This window comes from Helicobacter pylori NCTC 11637 = CCUG 17874 = ATCC 43504 = JCM 12093 (assembly GCF_900478295.1).
GTDB lineage: Bacteria > Campylobacterota > Campylobacteria > Campylobacterales > Helicobacteraceae > Helicobacter > Helicobacter pylori.
Genome location: NZ_LS483488.1, coordinates 506,732 through 524,907 on the forward strand (window position 1 = coordinate 506,732; position 18,176 = coordinate 524,907).

Annotated in this window: 19 protein-coding genes; 5 read left to right on the forward strand and 14 right to left on the reverse strand. The window is 39.5% G+C overall.

Translation table 11 applies throughout. From position 1 onward, the window contains the following. Positions 1-151: 151 nt before the first annotated feature. Both DQL14_RS02635 and DQL14_RS02640 read right to left on the reverse strand, forming a co-directional pair. Complete coding sequence (locus DQL14_RS02635) at positions 152-1,210, reverse strand: glycosyltransferase family 9 protein (RefSeq protein WP_108169731.1); 1,059 nt, start codon at positions 1,208-1,210, stop codon at positions 152-154. Between the two features lie 67 nt (positions 1,211-1,277). After that, entirely contained in the window at positions 1,278-2,015 is a 738-nt protein-coding gene (locus DQL14_RS02640; RefSeq protein WP_108169732.1) for a 5'-nucleotidase, lipoprotein e(P4) family, read from the reverse strand. A 124-nt stretch (positions 2,016-2,139) separates the two neighbouring features. Between DQL14_RS02640 and DQL14_RS02645 the strand changes: the two genes are divergently transcribed. Then, complete coding sequence (locus DQL14_RS02645) at positions 2,140-2,688, forward strand: YceI family protein (protein ID WP_000709815.1); 549 nt, start codon at positions 2,140-2,142, stop codon at positions 2,686-2,688. Positions 2,689-2,752: 64 nt separating this feature from the next. On the opposite strand, the gene tenA is transcribed toward DQL14_RS02645, so the two are convergent. Next, positions 2,753-3,406: a thiaminase II gene (gene tenA / locus DQL14_RS02650; protein WP_108169733.1), complete on the reverse strand. Its 654-nt coding sequence runs from the start codon at positions 3,404-3,406 to the stop codon at positions 2,753-2,755. Positions 3,407-4,399: 993 nt separating this feature from the next. Between tenA and DQL14_RS02655 the strand changes: the two genes are divergently transcribed. The 4 genes from DQL14_RS02655 to DQL14_RS02670 all read left to right on the forward strand — a co-directional run bounded on the left by DQL14_RS02655 (position 4,400) and on the right by DQL14_RS02670 (position 6,678). Then, the gene (locus DQL14_RS02655) at positions 4,400-4,735 is read left to right on the forward strand and encodes a hypothetical protein (RefSeq protein WP_000016171.1); all 336 of its coding nucleotides are present in this window, start codon (positions 4,400-4,402) and stop codon (positions 4,733-4,735) included. 23 nt (positions 4,736-4,758) lie between these two features. Beyond that, entirely contained in the window at positions 4,759-5,229 is a 471-nt protein-coding gene (locus DQL14_RS02660; RefSeq protein ID WP_108169735.1) for a hypothetical protein, read from the forward strand. A gap of 184 nt (positions 5,230-5,413) precedes the next feature. Continuing rightward, entirely contained in the window at positions 5,414-6,076 is a 663-nt protein-coding gene (pnuC, locus tag DQL14_RS02665) for a nicotinamide riboside transporter PnuC (protein ID WP_108169736.1), read from the forward strand. Beyond that, positions 6,064-6,678 carry a thiamine diphosphokinase gene (locus DQL14_RS02670; RefSeq protein ID WP_108169737.1) on the forward strand — a complete coding sequence of 205 codons (615 nt, stop codon included), beginning with the start codon at positions 6,064-6,066 and terminating at the stop codon, positions 6,676-6,678. The genes pnuC and DQL14_RS02670 overlap by 13 nt, the downstream gene beginning before the upstream one ends. A 6-nt stretch (positions 6,679-6,684) precedes the next feature. Here the strand turns inward: DQL14_RS02670 and DQL14_RS08600 are convergent, their stop codons facing one another. From DQL14_RS08600 to nuoI, 11 genes are all read right to left on the reverse strand, one after another. Next, the gene (locus DQL14_RS08600; protein WP_231952899.1) at positions 6,685-7,116 is read right to left on the reverse strand and encodes a hypothetical protein; all 432 of its coding nucleotides are present in this window, start codon (positions 7,114-7,116) and stop codon (positions 6,685-6,687) included. A gap of 49 nt (positions 7,117-7,165) precedes the next feature. Next, positions 7,166-7,480 (reverse strand): hypothetical protein, encoded by a 315-nt coding sequence (locus DQL14_RS02680; protein ID WP_231952901.1) that lies wholly within the window; start codon positions 7,478-7,480, stop codon positions 7,166-7,168. Then, complete coding sequence (locus tag DQL14_RS08605) at positions 7,477-7,833, reverse strand: Panacea domain-containing protein (protein ID WP_306417654.1); 357 nt, start codon at positions 7,831-7,833, stop codon at positions 7,477-7,479. The genes DQL14_RS02680 and DQL14_RS08605 overlap by 4 nt, the downstream gene beginning before the upstream one ends. Before the next feature lie 219 nt (positions 7,834-8,052). After that, the gene (locus tag DQL14_RS02690; RefSeq protein WP_108169738.1) at positions 8,053-9,429 is read right to left on the reverse strand and encodes a phosphomannomutase/phosphoglucomutase; all 1,377 of its coding nucleotides are present in this window, start codon (positions 9,427-9,429) and stop codon (positions 8,053-8,055) included. 1 nt (position 9,430) lies between these two features. Then, complete coding sequence (locus DQL14_RS02695; protein ID WP_108169739.1) at positions 9,431-11,836, reverse strand: tetratricopeptide repeat protein; 2,406 nt, start codon at positions 11,834-11,836, stop codon at positions 9,431-9,433. Continuing rightward, complete coding sequence (gene nuoN / locus DQL14_RS02700; RefSeq protein ID WP_108169740.1) at positions 11,826-13,298, reverse strand: NADH-quinone oxidoreductase subunit NuoN; 1,473 nt, start codon at positions 13,296-13,298, stop codon at positions 11,826-11,828. The genes DQL14_RS02695 and nuoN overlap by 11 nt, the downstream gene beginning before the upstream one ends. Then, a complete protein-coding gene (locus tag DQL14_RS02705) occupies positions 13,285-14,823 on the reverse strand; it encodes an NADH-quinone oxidoreductase subunit M (protein ID WP_108169741.1) in 1,539 nt (512 codons plus the stop codon). Before DQL14_RS02705 ends, nuoN begins: the two co-directional genes overlap by 14 nt. Positions 14,824-14,826: 3 nt before the next feature. Further along, complete coding sequence (gene nuoL / locus DQL14_RS02710) at positions 14,827-16,665, reverse strand: NADH-quinone oxidoreductase subunit L (protein WP_108169742.1); 1,839 nt, start codon at positions 16,663-16,665, stop codon at positions 14,827-14,829. 2 nt (positions 16,666-16,667) lie between these two features. Next, positions 16,668-16,970 carry an NADH-quinone oxidoreductase subunit NuoK gene (nuoK, locus tag DQL14_RS02715; protein ID WP_000579758.1) on the reverse strand — a complete coding sequence of 101 codons (303 nt, stop codon included), beginning with the start codon at positions 16,968-16,970 and terminating at the stop codon, positions 16,668-16,670. Then, on the reverse strand, positions 16,967-17,515 hold the full coding sequence (locus tag DQL14_RS02720) for an NADH-quinone oxidoreductase subunit J (protein WP_000464222.1): 549 nt from the start codon (positions 17,513-17,515) through the stop codon (positions 16,967-16,969). The genes nuoK and DQL14_RS02720 overlap by 4 nt, the downstream gene beginning before the upstream one ends. Continuing rightward, a complete protein-coding gene (nuoI, locus tag DQL14_RS02725; protein WP_108169743.1) occupies positions 17,508-18,170 on the reverse strand; it encodes an NADH-quinone oxidoreductase subunit NuoI in 663 nt (220 codons plus the stop codon). Before nuoI ends, DQL14_RS02720 begins: the two co-directional genes overlap by 8 nt. Between the last annotated feature and the right edge of the window lie 6 nt (positions 18,171-18,176).

The window sequence follows — 18,176 nt, forward strand, 5'->3', positions numbered from 1 at the left end:
TGCAAGGGCTAATCTAACTTAAACTCAAATTGGATTTTTCAAGGTTCAATTTATGAAGAAATTAGAAATTTTAATTAGGAATGCGAAAAACCGCTTCAATCCGATTAAATTTTTGAGCGTTTTAAGATCGTTTGCGTAATGTTTGTTGCGGTTATCTTTCTTGCGCGTGATGAGAAAAATTTTTTGTGATAAATCCCATAATCTTTTCGCTTTCTTTTTTAATGTCAATCAAACCCATGTCGTTTGATCCATTAGGCGGGGTGATGCCTAAAAATTGTTCGTTGAAAGGCCGCCATCTGGCAATAGAGGCGCTGAGTTCGTTAGGATAAAACCCGACAGATTGGTTGTCAAATAAAGCGTTCATATGCAAAGGGCCTGAAGCGTTCCCGATATAGACGCTTAAATTCGCGCACAATTTGGCTAAATCCACTAAACTATGGCTCGTATCATAAAGGTGGGCGAAAGGGACTTTTTTAAGGAGTTCTTCTGTGGCTTTCCTCTCGCCTGGCCCGCAAATAAGAATGATCTCACAACTTAAATTGTTGTGTAAAAAATCAATCAATTTAATAAAGTGTGAAGCGGGCAATACGGGCGAACTGCCTCCGCTATGCATATGCACGCCAATCCACAACAAACCAACATCAGCGTTGAGTTTTGAAGCGATAATCAATCGCTCTTTGGATTTGTCTTTAAGCTTCCATGCGATTTTTTTAATTGAAGCGTTAGGGAGATTATGATCTTTACAAAACACATGAATGAGATCCAAATTGTATTCGTATTCGGTTTTTAAACACAGCGATCGGCTTTGGCGCACGCTCTTTTGATAAAGCCAAGAATAGATTTTAGTCTTAGGGGCTAGGATATAAGGAATGGATTTTCTCAAACTAAAAGCGAGTCTAGCGTTTTTAAAATTAGAAAATAAAAAGATAAGAGCGTCAATGGGTTTATTTTTGAGAGTGGCGCTCAAATGGTTATCTTCTATAATGACTTCATCAATGAAAGGGAATTCTAAAGCGATTGGGGTGGTATAGCTAGGCACAACCACGCCCAAATACACTTCCTTGCCTTTTTCTAAAAAAGCTTGCTTTAGAGCGATTAAAGCGGGTATGGCTAAAATAAAATCGCCTAACTTATCGTTACGGATCACAAAAACTTTTTGAGAGTTTTCTTTATCTTTGCATTTTAAATCTTCAAACCCTACAAAATCCATAGCTCCGCCTAAGAGATCAAATTTTTTGTCATGTTAGCAAAAATCGTTCTTATGCGATGGATAAATTTTATTTTTTATTCTGCCATGCTTTTATAGGCTCATCTTCCCATGTGCCATAGAGAGAATTAGGTAAAATGATCCACTCTGTGCCGAATTTTTGAGCGTTTTGCAAGACTTTAGCTCGTTGTTCTTGGCTGTTTTTAGCGTCTTTAGCAAAAAGTGCATCAAAATCATGCAAAGTGTCGCCCACTTGTAAAACAATCGCATAATCCTTAGCGACTAATTCTCGCCTAACGGCTTTAGGCTTGCCTTTTTCTTTTAATAAAACGGATTCTTCACTCACTTGGGGGAGTTTAAAACTTTTGAGCGTTTTTAAGGTGAATGCCTTATTTTTTTGCGTGCGGTTAGAAATGTAAAAAATCTTAACGCCCTTAGAATTAGCGTATTCTAAAAAGTCTAGCACTCCAGGAACGAGCGTGAGAGAGCCTTCTTTTTCAAATTTATCCCAAGTTTCTGGGGTGTATTTGATGCAATTTTTGATCAAATAGCCCGCATAATCAAAAGTGTTCAAAACGGTTTCATCTAAATCCAAGATGACGGCTGGCTTTTTGTCTTTAACGAGCTTGAGATTATTGTCTAGCGCCATTTTCGCCATTTTGTAACTTTGCAATTGCAAGGCTCTGATCTCAGCGCTTTGCTGATGATACTTAACGCTTCTTGTTATGGGCGAGACGCATTCTTTGGCATTTAAAACACTCACCAAACTCAATCCTAATAAAACTGATGCAAAGGTCTTTTTTATCATAACAACACCTACCTAATGGGGATTTTTTGTATTATACCTTAAAACAGATGGTTAGGAGTATTTTTACCATTAACCAATTTGTTGTATAGTTGGCGTTTTTAATTCAAAATGAAGCGAGGAAACAATGAAAAAAGCGTTAATGTTCACCCTTTTGGGCGTTAGTCTGGCGTTTGCAAAACCTTATACGATTGATAAGGCAAACTCTAGCGTGTGGTTTGAGGTCAAACACTTCAAATTCAATGAAACAAGAGGCGTGTTTGATAGTTTTGATGGCAAAATTGATGCCGATCCTAATACCAAAGCTCTCAATGTTTTTGAAGGCAAAATTGATATTAAAAGCATTAACACTAGGAACAAAAAAAGAGACGACCACCTAAAAACAGCAGAGTTTTTTGATGCCATGAAATACCCCAAAGGGAGCTTTAAAATGACCAAATACGAAGATGGTAAAATCCATGGGGATTTGACTCTTCATGGCGTAACCAAGCCTGTCGTATTGGAAGCCAAAATCCAAGCCCCCTTACAAAACCCCATGAATAAAAAAGAATTCATGGTGCTACAAGCTGAAGGCAAAATCAACCGCAAGGATTTTGGTATCGGTAAAACATTTAACGATGCTGTCGTCGGGGATGAGGTAAAGATTGAGCTCAAACTAGAAGCTTACGCTCAATAATCGTTTTGCAAGAGGTAGATATTTTCTTCTCTTGCGTTTTTCTAACGGCACAAAAACTTTTATTTTAACTTTGATACGCCATATCCCAAAATTGGTATTCGTATTCGCTTGTAGCGATAAAAATCTCCTTTAGTTTTTCAATTTCTTGTTTTGAAGAAGCGAGGGTGAGGGAATCAAGCAAATTAATATTCCAATTTACGCACGCTTGAAATTCTTTGGAACTATAGCCCTTAATCCAATGCCCATAAAAGGCATGTTCTAAAGCGTTGGGGATTTGGCTTAAATTTTGCGCGATCACTAAATAGCTCCAACCACAGGATAGAACAGCCGCCGTAACTTCTTTAATAGAGCCCTTAAACCCTTCAGCGAGCATGTAGCTTGTATAGGATTTATTCGCTAGAGTGGGGCGTGCGTTTTGCAATTCTTTTGGAGGGATTTGAAGTTCTCTAATGTAATGGTTATGGATACTCATCTCGTTATTCAAAATATCCTGTATAGCGTTAGAAAACTCCCTCATCACCGCTTCATCACAAGCCTTAACTACGCCCAAAGCAAACACCTTAGCGTATTCTAAAAGAAACAAATAATCCTGAATGATATAAAAACGGAATTTATCTCTTTCTAAAGTCCCACGCCCTATGCCTTGAACGAACGGATGGGAAATACAATCCCCCCAAATAGATTGCGCGTTTTGATACAGATATTGTGAAACTTGCATTTTTACACTCCTAAATCCATTCAACGCATTCTAACACGAAAGTTTGTGATATGGTATAAAAATTTGTTTTTAAAAAGGCTTGTGAGTAGGCTCTTGTTTTCAAAAATTGAACGCTGTATTAAAATATCTGTGATTTTGAATAGCGATTAATGATATTATAGGGCTTGTATTGCCTTTATGTTGTTTAAGATTGGCTATCATTTGTAATCATAAAAAAGTTAATTCCATCTCGCTCTGTAGGTTTTGATTTTTAGAAGTTTTTATTATGGGAACTTGTAGTATGGCACTTACAAGATAGGAGTCAATCTTAGATGCATGGTTTCAAACCTGTTACAGAGCGAGATGGAATCAACCTTACTATTCATGATTGGTTTAATCTCTGTATGAAGTCATATCGGCCAAAACGTGAAGCACCCAAACGCTAAAGCGATTGGGCTTCCTCGGCTGATGTTGCCCATAGGGAAAGTTTGGTTCTCACTTTGTGTCCCTAATCATAGGGATTTTACAGAGTTTGATCTCCAACGCATTCCCTACAGGTCTCACACATCATATCTCCAAAGGCGTAACTTTGCGTACTTCCTACGCTAGATACAAATGTATGGAGATATTATACTACAAATTAGCAGCATTCATCCCAAACACTAAAGATGTTTGGGATTTCTGCTTGGGTGGTTTAAAATAGTTTAGCATAAAAATAAAAAAGCGTCTAATATATTCAAAATGGGCGTTCGATTTTTAAGCGGTTGGTGTAAAAATGCAATTAAAGGCTTTAATGCTTGAAACTTAACGCTCTAAAACGCTTAAAAAATGCTAAAACCATAAAACTAATGATTTACTTTAATCCTGTAATTTGTGAATAAACAAAACATTTACTTATCTTTTTTGTGATCTTTTGCCGATATGTAACAATTCTCTTAATGCGATTGTGGTATAAATATTCTTATCAAGGTGTGCAAAACATGCCTTGAATCTCAATTTATGAAAGGATTTGTTATGAGTGGATTAAGAACATTCAGTTGTGTAGTGGTTTTATGCGGTGCAATGGCTAATGTGGCTATAGCTAGTCCTAAAATAGAGGCAAGGGGTGAATTAGGCAGATTTGTAGGGGGAATTTTTGGGGGTGCAATGGGTGGTGTAATGGGCGGAGCAATTGGGGCTCCTGGAGGTCCAGTGGGTAGTGCCATAGGTAGAAGTTTTGGTCATGAAATAGGGAGAGAATTTGGTCGTGAAATAGGCGATAGGGTGGAAGATTATATCCGTGGCGTTGATAGAGAGCCACAAACCCCAAGAGAACCCACCTATGATCGTCATTTCGTGTATGATAGGTAGTTTTGGGGGAGAAAGGAGTAAGCATGAATGTCAAAAAGCGTTTGAGCAACTGGGAATATCAATGGGCAGTGGCTATAGTCTATGCGGGATGCATATCCGCATTGCGTTATAGCCAAGGTGCTAGCGATCCACTTTTTAACCCTAAAGACAGCTATTACGCGTGGCTAACAATCTTAATAGCGGCTCTATTATCTAACCTTTTATTTGACCCTCGAGGTAGGGATTGTTATAAATCTTTCCAAGTAAGATACCCTAGGTTTCTCAAAGCCATTTTTAAGGCTAGGTTTTTTGGCGCGTTTTATAACGCTGTGTTAGGATCAAGGCTAAGGGATTTTTATGTGATGCTTTTAACGATGCCCTTTATTGCCGCTATCCATGAGATCTCGGCGTATTGTGGGCATCCTAGCAATCTCCTTATAGAGGGTTTGGTTATGCTTGGCTTTCTTGTGTGTTTTGGGCTTTGTTCTAGGCTTTGCACTAAATTAGGGTGGTGATTTAACCCAAATGCCATTAAATGGAGGGGGAGTAAAAAAATTAGAGAAACTTTAAAGCGCGTTCTCACTGATTTGTGTTACAATAAGGAGCATTTAAGGGGTGCTTTTTAAAACGCTCAAGTTTTTAAAAGGCTGAGATCAAACCCATAGAACTTGTCAAGGTAATTCTTGCGTAAGGAATAACATGTTAATAACCACCCAACTATCTAAACGATTTTACGCCACGCTCATTCTTTCTTGCGTGTTTTTAACCATCACTAATATCCTTGTCAAAGGCTCGTTTATCAATCTTTTAGCGGGGCTTAGTGGGGTTTTGTATGCGTTTTTTGCCGGAGAAAGGCAAACAATTTGCTTTATATTTGGTCTTGTTTATAATTTGAGTTACGCTTATGTCGCTTATCAGTGGAAATTAAACGCTGATGTGATTTTATGCCTTTTTTTGTATATGCCAGTAACGATTTATGGGCTGTTCGCATGGAAAAAGACAGAGCAGCATGAAGGCGTTATCAAGGCTCAAAAACTTCCCAAAAATTGGCGTTTTATACTCATTTTAGGCATAGGGGTTTTAACTTATGTGAGCGCTTTGTTTTTTAAAGAGATTAAAACGAATTTTTTATGGGCAGAGAGTTTTAATTTCGTCATCTTTATTATTGCTTTTATTTTACAGGTTTTGCGCTATGTGGAGAATTATGCGCTAGTAACTTTAGGGAATATCGTGTCCATTATCGTGTGGTTTTGTATTTTCCAAATTTCTACAGAGAGTTTGGTGCAACTCTTCACAACGATCCTATACCTTTTTATTGGCTTGTATTATTTTAACCGCTGGAATAAGTCATGCGAGCAGTGATTTTAGCGAATGGGGAGTTTCCTAAATCTCAAAAATGCTTAGACATTTTAAAAAACGCTCCCTTTTTAATCGCATGCGATGGGGCTGTCCAGTCCTTGCATACGCTTCAATTCAAACCCAGCGTTGTTATAGGCGATCTAGATAGCATTGATTCGCATTTGAAAGCCTTGTATAACCCTATATATGTGAGCGAACAAAACAGCAACGATTTGTCCAAAGCCTTTTTTTATGCTTTGAATAAAGGCTGTGATGATTTTATTTTTTTAGGGTTGAATGGCAAGCGAGAAGACCACGCTTTAGCGAACACTTTTTTATTGTTGGAGTATTTTAAATTTTGCAAAAAAATCCAAGCCGTAAGCGATTATGGTCTTTTTAGGGTGCTAGAAACCCCTTTTACTTTGCCCAGTTTTAAAGGGGAACAAATCTCGCTTTTTAGCTTGGATCTTAACGCCCAATTCACTTCCAAAAACCTCAAATACCCCTTAAAAAACTTGCGTTTAAAAACGCTCTTTTCTGGCTCGCTCAATGAAGCCACAGATAGTTTTTTTAGCCTTAGCTCTGAATCTAAATCGGTGGTGCTAGTGTATCAAAAATTCCTATGAGCGGGTTTAATTCTTATAAGTCTTTACACCCACAACCACTGCCACTGCAATAAAAATTACGATAAGCAAAACAATGGAGACCTTATATTCTTTTGAGTCAGTTTTATTGGGATTTTGATTGCTGTTTGCAATATCTTTTACAAAACGATAGAGAGAGTGTAACAAAATGAGAGTGAAAAACGATGCGAACATGAATAAGCATAAGGCAATTAAACCATCTAGCCCTTTTTTATCAAAAATAGCCAAATTAATTTTAAGCCCGCTATCAAACGCCATAAAGATAACAGCAAAGATCCCAAGAATAGCAACAAAATCTCTTTTTGTATTGTCAATTTGCCCCTTTATGGCACTGGTTTGGTTTGTTATGCTATTAATTTCTTCTTTAAGGCTTTTTATGGCTTCATCTTGGCTTTTCATTCTGTCGATTTGAAGCTCCATTTTCTTTCCAACATCTATTGCTTCTTTATCAAGATACTGGATTCTTATACTACATATCTTCGATTCTAGAAAGTCTAATGACTCTTCTTAAAATTCGTTTTTCATTCTCACTGATATATTCTCCTTGGGATTCTAAAAAAGCCTTAGAGTTTTTAATTAAAGCCACAACAAAAGGGACTTTTTTCGCATAACCTAGTGCACTCATTTCTGTGTCTATTTTAACCACTATATCTTCAAAATCTAGCTCTAATTCTGTAGAATTTTTGTAGTGTTCTGCGATCTGCCCTAATATTTCTTTTATGCTAGCATCATCTTCTATTAGCCCCCCAATAGCACGAAGAAATTTTTCTAAGCTATCTTTCATGGTTTATTCTTAGGAAGTAATGCTTCTTGTAATAATTCTTTAACTGCTTTAATATCATCCCTTTTTATAACTTTTCTCATACCTTTCACGTGATGCTTAGACCATGCACTTTCTTTTTGATGGGTTGCTTTAACCATATTCCAAGCATCTGCATCCTTATACTGATTGTAGATTTTAGCAAGTTCTTTTTCTTTTTCTCTGTCTATATTATTCGGTATTTTCTCTCTTTTAGTGATTGGGGTTGATCCATTGATACAAAAATTACGATAAACATCAGGAATAACAAGCCCATAATCCCAAGCTTGAAAATCTTCTTTAATGAGTTTAGAATCGCTTTCTGCCTGAGCAATTATATAGCATTTTTTGCAATTTTAGGTTAGTTATAGGTTTTTGATTATCTAAACTTAAATTGATCAAAATTTTTGCTGCGTCTAATGCTTTCATGGCTCTGCTCCCTTTATGTGGTTATCATGCAACTGCTGATTCCACAAATATAACTAATTTTAGTTAATGACTCTAACATCATGAATTTTTGTTGTTTTGTGCAATGGCTATGCAAAAAGAGAATTCTACTACTTCTCTAGCAAATTGAGTAACGCCCTTTTATACTCTAATGCCGTTGTTTCATCCTTGCCTTCAAAGCGGCTGACTAAATAGGGGGTGGTGTTGCTTGCGCGAATAAGCCCAAAACCATGTTCAAAAACCACTCTCACGCCATCAATACTGATGATTTCTTTGATTTTAGGGAAATGGCTTGGCGGGTTTTTAAGCGCTTTTTGCAAGTTGTGAATGATTTCAAATTTTTCTTCTTCGCTCACGGCAATTTTTTCTTCAGGCGTGGTGTAGGAATAGGGGAGTTTTTTAATGGTGTTTTCCAAATCGCTTGGACTTTGTTCAAGCAATAACTCCAAAGCCCTTAAACATGCGTAAAGGGCGTCATCATAGCCAAAATAGCGTTCTTTAAAAAAGATATGCCCGCTCATTTCAGCCGCAAAATGCGCGTTGGTTTCTTTGAGCTTGATTTTTAGATTGCTGTGCCCGGTTTTATACATGAGCGTCTTACCAAAGGTATTAATCGTGTTATACATCACTTGAGAGCATTTGACTTCGCCTATCACAAAGGGGGTGATGCCTTGAGCATGCAAGCGTTTAGCGAATAAAATCGCCAATTCATCGCCCGCATAAATATGATGAGAGCTTAGCATCGCAATCCTATCTGCATCGCCATCAAAAGCAAAGCCTATCAAAATAGCGTTTTCTTGCATGTGTTTTTCTAAATCTTTTAAGTTTTTCGCTTCGCTAGGGTCTGGGTGGTGGTTAGGGAAATTCCCATCAGGATCGCTATAAAGACTATCAAAATCAATGTTTAAAGCCTTTAAAATCGGCTCTAATCCTAACGCTCCCACGCCATTACCAAAATCCAGGGCGATTTTGTATTTAAGGTTTTTTAAATGCTGAAAATCCTTGATCAAATAGCGCTGATACGCTTCTAGGGCATTGACTTTCTCTGGTGTTTCTTTTAGGGGTTTTATTTCATGCTTGGCGTTTAAAAGCGTGTCTTTTAAAGCTTGAATGTCCTTGCCATAAAACGGGTTTTGATTGAGCGTGATTTTAAAGCCGTTGTATTCTTTGGGGTTGTGAGAGCCAGTGATCATGATAGAATTAGGGCATTTAATACCATTGATTTCATTAAAGGTCGCAAAATACGCTACCGGTGTGGGGATTAGCCCTAAATCATACACTTTCAAGCCGCTTGATTGTAGCCCTGCGCTCAAAGCTTCAAACAAAAAGCGCCCATGCACCCTAGCGTCATGCCCTACAAACACGCTTTTATCGTATTCTCGCATGATTTTCCCTAACTCCACACCGATACTAAAAGCCCCCTTCTCATCTAGCGTGGTGGGGTAAATGCCTCTAATATCGTATTCTCTAAAAATGCTAATGTCCATGTTATGACTCCTTGTTTTTGAATAAATTTAAACCCTGTTCGCATAAATTTTGCCATGCGTTTGTTTGATCTTTTTGTTTTAACTGAACGCATTTTTCTAAACTGGATTTAGATTTTGCTTTTTGATGGGTTAGATCCAGTAGGCTTGATTGTAAATACAAGGCTTTTTGGTGATCTTCTAAAGAAAGCCTGCGGTTTAAGAGTTTGTCTAGCGTTTCTAACGCTTTTGAATAATCTTTGGTGGTCCTGTAAGCGTCAATGAGAGCAAATTCGCTAAAAGGCGTGTAAGAATAGTCCTTGTAAGCGTCTTGGAGTTTGAGTAAGCTTGTGGCATAAATTTTGACGCTTTTAGGATCTTTTTCATTCTCTAGCAATTTAAAATAAACCAACGCCATGCGTTTATCGCCTTTGAAATGTTTTTCTAAAAACGCATACAAATGGAGAGCCAATTCTTTTTCATTGTTTTGCATGTAATCTGAAAATAAAACAAAAGCAATATCATAAAATTCTTTTTTGTTTAAGCCTTGAGCGAGAGTTAAAGCGTCTTTAGAGGCCAGAGTGGAATTTTTAAAATCCCCTAAGCGGTAGTAATTGCGCCCCAAACGATAAAGCCATATTAATTTCTCGCTAGGGGTTTTAGCCGCTTTTAAAGCGTTTAGGGCAATGATTTGCGCTTTTTCTTTGAGCGATGCGAAATACAAGCAATCAAAGGCTTGGATTTCTTCTTTGGGGCTGAATGCAAAGGCTGTGATCTGGGATAAATATTTTAAGGCTTCTTCGCAACGATTGTCCTCTAATGGGGTTTTAGCAAGGATATTGAGCGTTTTCTGGATCAAAGGGGAATCTTTGGGCAAATTTTTTTGCATGCTTAACACTTCAGCATAACGCTTATCTTCAAACAATAGTTGGGCTTTTAATTCTAAAGCCTTTAGGGCTTCATTAGAATTAGGGAAATTGTGGATGATTTTGTCATAGTGGGCGATTTTTTCTTGCGTGTTCCCCTCCATGGAAAAAAGGGCTTTTTCATCGCGCGCCCTAACGACAGAAGCTTTATCCAATTCCGCATGGTCTTGCAAATATTGCAGATTGTAAAGGTGGGCGTTTTTAAAGTCCTTGATCCTTGCATATAACGCCCCTAAATCATAAAGCGCTTGCTCTTTAGCTTTCAAGTCATCGTCTTGATTGAGGAGCAAGTGAGCGATCTCAATCGCACTTGCATTCATCTGGTTTTTTTTCAATAACTTGAGCAAGTCCAGGGCTGATTCGCTATGCGTAGAAATATAATCAGGGTTGGATTGGACCACCTTATCAATGAGGTATTTAGCGTTATTAAAATTTTGATAGTTTATCTCTGCTTCGGCCCAATTAAGCGCGATTTCACTCGCGCTCTCTTTGTCTTTGGCGTTAGAAAAAGCTTCTTTAAAAAGCATGTTAGCGTTGCTCAAATCAGAGCCTTCAGCCGCTTCAATGGCTAAACGCATTTGGGCTAAAGGAGCGTAGCGGGAATTTTTGTATTCTAAAAGAATGCGTTTGTAATAGTGCATGGCCTGTTTGTAATTGTTGTTTTCGTCTAAAGCTTTGGCGACATAGTATAGCGCTTCAGGGATATTGGGATCAGTCGGGTAATTTTTAATCCACTTGGTGCCAATGTCTATGAGTAAGGATTTTTTAATGCCTAATTGGCCTAATGCGATAATTTCTAATAAATACAGATCTTTTTTAAACATCGTTTGAGGGTAGTTTTTAAACGCGCGGCTGATCGTGCGTAAAGCGTCAAAATAGGCTTGCGAATCCATTTGTTTTTTAGCCTCTAAATAAGCGTTTAAATCATAGCCCTTTGTGGTGAGTAGGGGTTTGTTATTCACATCCAGTTCTTGAATGATAGGGGTTTGAGCGTCTTTAATGACAATGGGGAAATTCAAGCCTTTTTGAGCGTTGTCTTTTTTGCTCAAAAAAGGGATGTTTTGATCATAGCCTATGATTTGCCACATTTTGGCTTTAGGATCGTTTTCCACAAAAAGGGGGATCGCTTTTTTATAATCCCTATCAAAAGAAAAAAGGGTGAGCCTTCGCATCACTTTGGGTTTGATGTGTAAAATGAATTGTTGTTGGCGCATAGAATAGGTGATATTGAAAAAAGCGTTTTCTAAAGGGGTAAAGCCCTCTTTAGGAATGGAGTCTATCACGCATTCTATGGGGCGTTTAGCACGTATAATGGATAAAGACGCTTCAATCCCGCTTGGCGGTTTTTCATTAGCATAAAAACAAGAAAACGCCTTGTTGTGCCGTAAGGTTAAAACAGAAAAATCTTCCCCCCCTTCCTTGCCTTGCGTGAGCGTGAGACTTAAGGCGTTGAGAGAATGGGAGAATAAGCCCATTAAAAGAAAGATTTTTGACTTAAGCCACAAACTCTAAAAGCCCTCGCATCATAAAAACAGAGAACAAGCACGCTAACGCCATGGCAATAATGACCGCATAAATGGGCATGGTAGCGTTTTGGGTGTAAATATCGTTTTGAGCGTAGCTTTGTAAGGGCTTATTGAAAAACATCGCTACGAGCCAACGGAAATAATAAAACGCAGCCACCGCGCTATTAATTAACATCACCACCGCTAAAAGAATGTGATTGCTCTCTAAAGCGCTTTCAACGGCTAAAAATTTCCCCCAGAACACGCTAAAAGGCGGGATTCCTGCAAGCCCAAAAACAAAAATAGCGCCCAAGATCGCCACTAAAGGGTGGGTTTTGATAAGGCCGTTGAATTTAGAATAGGGGTGATCGTAGCGTTCATCCCATGTTTTTTCCCGGCTTTTTAAGAGCCATAAAAGGCCAAAAGCCCCAATGTAAGTGAATGCGAACATGAACCAATAAACAAACATCGCTTGTTGGCTATCTTCAGTGTGGATAAACACGCATGCTAAAGCGAACCCAGAATGCGAAATGGAACTATAAGCGAGCATTCTTTTGACATCTTCTTGCCATAAAGCAATGAAATTAGGGATGGTGATAGTCATAAGAATCAAAACATAAAAAATGTCTTCTACCCAAGCGATGCGAGTGTCTATAAACGCCCCAAAAAGGCGAGTCGCTACCACAAAGCCGGCGATTTTAGGCACAATGGAAATATAGCTCGCAAAGACCGGGTTATTGCCCTCATACACATCAGGCATCCAAGTATGGAAAGGTACTAAAGAAACCTTAAAGCCAATCGCTCCAATCAAAAAGATAGCGCCCATCGCAAAGAGCATGGGGTTTGTGATGCCTTCAGTGTGTAAGTATAGGGTAATGACTTCAAGATTCAAGCTCCCTGTGAGCAAGTAAAAAGCCATCGCCCCCATAGCAAAAAACGCGCTCGCCATCGCCCCCATAGTGAAATATTTGATCCCTGCTTCTAAGCCGTAGCGTTTATCGCTCAACGCCATTAACACACAAAGGGGTAAGGACGCTGTTTCTAACCCGATAAGGATTAGCAATAAATGGTTGCTTGAAACCATGAATTGAAAGCCAGCGACAATAAACAAGTATAGGGAATAAAATTCAGCGGTCTGAAATTCGTTGAAGCGCTCTTTTGAAAGGGCTAAGAAAATGAGCAAAAAGGCTGAAATCAAGACAATGCTTTGAGAGATGAGCGAGAGGGTATCCAAGCTCAAAAACCCAAAAAAGGCGTTTTCTTGCTCTTCTAACCCTAAAACCACCAAAAAATCCAAAACCAAAAAAAGCATGCATAAAAACACATTCAAATTGCGTGAAAACCTGGAAGTGAAAGCGTTGATTAAGAGCGTGAAAATCCCCCCACACACCAACACCAGCATGGGTAAAATGCTCTCAAAATTAAAGCTATCAAAAGAGATGTGGAGACTATCTATTAACATAAGAAACCTCTTTTATCTTAGTATCCAATGAACCTAAAAAAGGGAGCGAGCGGATTTCTATCACCTCTAAAAGCTGCTTAGAGCCTTGCTCAATCGGTTTTAAAAGGATTTTAGGATAAATCCCTAAAATTAAAATCAAAGCTAAAATCACGCTCAAAACCCCTACCTCACGAGCGTTCAAATCTTCAAACACGCTGATTTGATTGCTCCCGGCTTTCAAATTACCAAAGAAGACATCTTTATATGAAGTGAGCATGTAAATCGCTGAGAGAATGATGCTTGTTCCGGCAATGATAGCTAAAAGAGGGTAAGTGGCAAAAAACCCCAATAAGCTTAAAAACTCTCCCACAAAGCCAATGCTTAAAGGCATGCCCACATTCGCCATTAAAACGATCATAAAAAAGGCGGCAAAAACAGGAGCGCTTTTAGCGATGGATCCAAAGCGAGCGATTTCTAAACTGCTGGCGCGCTCTTCTAAGATACCAGCGAGCAAAAATAATCCCATGACAATAACGCCATGCGCAAACATCATAAACACCGCCCCAGAAATCCCTTCAACATTGAAAGAAAAAACCCCAAGCACCACGACTCCCATGTGCGAGAACGAGCTATAAGCGATGAGGGTTTTTAAATCTTTTTGAGCGTAGGCTAGAAAACCTCCATAAATGATCATGCAAAGTGCTGCAATGGCTATGGGGGTTAAATAGATTTCTGAAAGCTCAGGAAAAAGCGGGAGCAAGAAGCGTAATAAGGCGTAAGTCCCCATTTTAGAAAGCAAGGCTGAAAGCATGACAGAGCCTAAAGTAGGAGCGTTAGAATACGCATAAGGTAGCCATGTGTGTAAGGGAAAGAGCGGGATTTTAACCGCAATCCCTATTAAGAAAGCCACAAAGAGCCAGATTTTAACCCCGCTAGAAAAATTCAATTGATACCAGTCTAAAATATCAAAACTCATCATGCCGTAATTATTCGCGTAATCATACCCAATGTATAAAATGCCTAAGAGCATGCATAATGACGCTAAAAAGGTGTAGAGAAAAAACTTCATGCCAGAATAGATCTTATTATTACGGCCAAAACGACCGATGAGGTATAACACCGGCAAGAGCGAGATTTCCCAAAAAGCGTAGAAAAAGATCGCATTAAGAGAAGAAAACACGCCCATCAAAATCCCCTCTAGCAATAAAAGACAGATCGCAAAGTCTTTACGACGCTCTTTGACATAAATCACGGACAATAACACCACGATAGCGTTTAAGAGCAATAAAAAGAGCGCGATGCCATCAATGCCCACATGGTAATTCACGCCAATTTGATAGACTAATTCCTTCATTTCTTCAAACTGCATGCCGGCTGTTTGAATATCAAACCCATGCCACAACAACAAGATTAATAACAATTCAATCAAAGCGATGACGATCGCATACGCCCTGCTCGCTTGATCGCTCATAAAGAACGCTAATAGCGCGCTCAGCATGGGGAAAAAGATCACCACGCTTAAAAGATGCGCATGTAAAAACTGCATTTCTTATCTCCCAAAAAAAGCTACAAACGCTAATAAAATTAAAACCCCAGCCACCATGAAGCGCAGCATGGAGGTTAAATTCCCATCTTGGCTAGCCCTAAACACACGCCCTATAACAAAAACGCTTCTTCCTATGGTATCCACTATCGCATCAATGATTTTCAATTCCACGACTTGGTGCAAGAATGAAGCGATGGCGCTAAAAACTTTTGCAATCCCTTGATAGAGTTGCGGGATATAGTATTGGTTGAGCAAGAGCTTGTATAAAAAGCCCCCCTCTTTTTTGGAAGTGATACCATTTTTATATTTAAATATGGCATAGGCGATACTCAATAACACCACTATGGTGGTGATACTGATTAAAAGAGCGAGCGGGACTAGATACTCTCCAACGCTGGGGATCACTTGAGAAATAAAATGAAAAAACGGCTCTTCAAAAAACCCGGCAATGACCGCTAAAATCCCTAAGGGTAGCATGCTTAAAAGCATGAAATTTTTGGCTTCATGGGGGTGGTTGATTTCGTGCTGTTTGGGTGCAAAAAACACCAACATGATGAGCCTGAAGCTATAAAAAGCGGTAAAGATCGCTCCAATTAGAAGAACAAACCATAAAATGTGGTGGTGCATCCCAAAAGCCACTTCTAAAATCTTGTCTTTAGAAAAGTATCCTGCGAAAGGGTAGATCCCGCACAAAGCCACTGAACCTATAATCATAAAGATCGCTGTGATTTTCATAGGCTTGTATAAAGCGCCCATTTTAGTAATATCCAGATTGTCTTCCATCGCATGCATGACATTCCCTGATCCTAAGAAAAGGAGGGATTTGAAAAACGCATGCGTGAAGAGATGGAAAAGCGCGATCGCATAAGCCCCAAGACCGGCCGCTACAAACATATAGCCTAATTGAGAAAGCGTGGAATAAGCCACAATGCGCTTTAAATCTTTATTGACTAAAGCCATGCTCGCTCCAAAAAGAGCCACAAACGCCCCTAAACATGCGATGAAATAACCCACTTCAAACACCGCACTATACAAGGGATTGGCTCTGATGATTAGATACACCCCAGCGGTTACCATCGTCGCTGCATGGATGAGAGCGGATACAGGGGTTGGCCCCTCCATAGCGTTGGCTAGCCATGTGTGCATAGGGAATTGCGCGCTCTTCCCCATAGCGCCAATGAAAAGAAACACGCTAATGCAAAAGAGCATGGAATAATCGGCGTTATTGAGCATGCTAAAGACTTCTTTATACTGGAGGGTGCCAAAATTCCAAAAGATCAAAATAATCCCCATGAGCATGCCTAAATCCGTGATCCGATTCATCACAAAGGCTTCAATGGAAGCGTCATTCGCGCTTTTTTTATGATACCAAAAGCCAATGAGCAAGTAAGAGCATAGCCCCACCCCTTCCCAGCCAATGAAAAGCCCTAAAAAATTATCGCTCAACACCAACACCAGCATGGAAAACACAAAGCCGCTGAGGTAGGAAAAATAGCGGTTAAACCCTGTATCATGCTCCATATAGCCTATAGAATACACATGCACTAAGAAAGAAACTAAAGTTACCACGACAATCATGACCGCATTGATATTATCCAGTATGAGAGAAAAGCCCACTTTAAAATTCCCTACCACGATCCAGTCAAACAAATATTTTTCATAGCTTTGATGATGCCATGCTTGAATGAAAAGAACCACAGCGCCAATGAAAGAAACCAGCACGCACAAAGAATTGAAAACGCCCACATGCAACGCTTTAGCTTTAGCCCCAAACAGCCCCGCATAAACTGCGCCGATTAAAGGCAAAAACAACACCACTGACAGCAAAGAAGAATACTGCATGCTCAACCTTTCATAGCGTTTAAAGAATCAATATCTAAGCTCTTGAATTTCTTAAACCACAAAATCACCAAGCCCAAACCAATAGCCACCTCACTAGCGGCAATAGCGATAATAAAGAGCGCAAACATCTGTCCGTCTAAATTGTGCGTGTATTTAGAGATCGCTACAAAACCGATATTGATCGCATTGAGCATGATTTCTGTAGAAAAAAAGAGCAACAGAATGTTTTTGCGTTTCAGCATGCCCGCTAAACCAATGCAAAAGAGCAACCCTGAAACAATCAAATAGTGGTTTAACCCTATCATAGAGATTCCTTTATAAATTGCGTGTGATTTTTCCCATGGATTTTTTGAATCCCTGTAGCGATGCCTCCAACCATAGCGACTAAAAGCATTAAAGCCGCCGCTTCAAAAGGGATGAGGTAATTGGTAAAAAGCACATAACCAATGGCTTTAATGTTAGGGATTTGCGCATCAATAGCGTTGGAATTGACTTGATTAGAAAGGTTTTCGCCAATGCTAGGAGCGCTTAAAATCAAGGTGAGTAATATTGCCACGCCAAATGAAAGAACGCACAAGATTTTAGGGCTTTGCTTGCGTTCAACCACTTCCGCAGCGGAGTTGAAAAACATCATGCCAAACGCATACATCACAATGACAGCCCCCACATACACCGTGATTTGCACCACGCCCAAAAACTCAGCGTCTAGTAAAAAGAAAAAAGCGGAAATAAAAACCATGCTGCTAGCAAGAGCGGTAATGGCATAGAGGATATTCGTGGTGGTGATCACCACTAACGCCATGCTTAAAGTAAGGATCGCAAAGAAATAAAAGGCAATGGTTTCAAACATTTTCATCTCCCTTATGGCTTTCTGGGTTTGCTGGAGTCTCTTCTTTTGATTCTTCTTTTGAGGGCTCTTGGACATAATCTAAAGGGGTGGCTTGCATGCGTTCGTTGTAATTAGGGCTTACCGCACCAAAGCCTAAAAACTCGGCATGCGAGCAGTTTTTAGCGTCTTGTTCGTTCGTTAGAAACTCGCTTTTAGAGCCGTATTGAGAGCGTTGGGTGCTGGCGTTTTCAAACCGATTCCCCATAACAATTGCTAATTCTGGGCAAACTTCCGCGCACAACCCGCAATAAATGCAACGCCCCAAATTGATCGTGTAAGAATCGATCTTTTTGCGGTTGTCTTCACCCTTATGCGTGATGATCCTTATGCAATTGCTCGTGCAAATCTTTTCGCACAGTCCGCAACCTATACACCTTTCAGAGCCTGAGTCTAAAAGCCGTTGCAGATTATGCACCGCGCGATAACGAGGGCTTAAAGGGAGTTGCTCCATAGGGTAATGGATGGTTACGCTTGGGCTAAAAAATTCCTTGATCGTAAGCCCTAGCCCTTTGAATAGATCCAAACCCAAGCTCGTTTTAACGGTGTCTTTAAACTGCTCGGTCGCACTATGGACTTCGGCTCGTTTAGGAAGTTGCTTGTATTCTTGTTTGGCCATAAAACC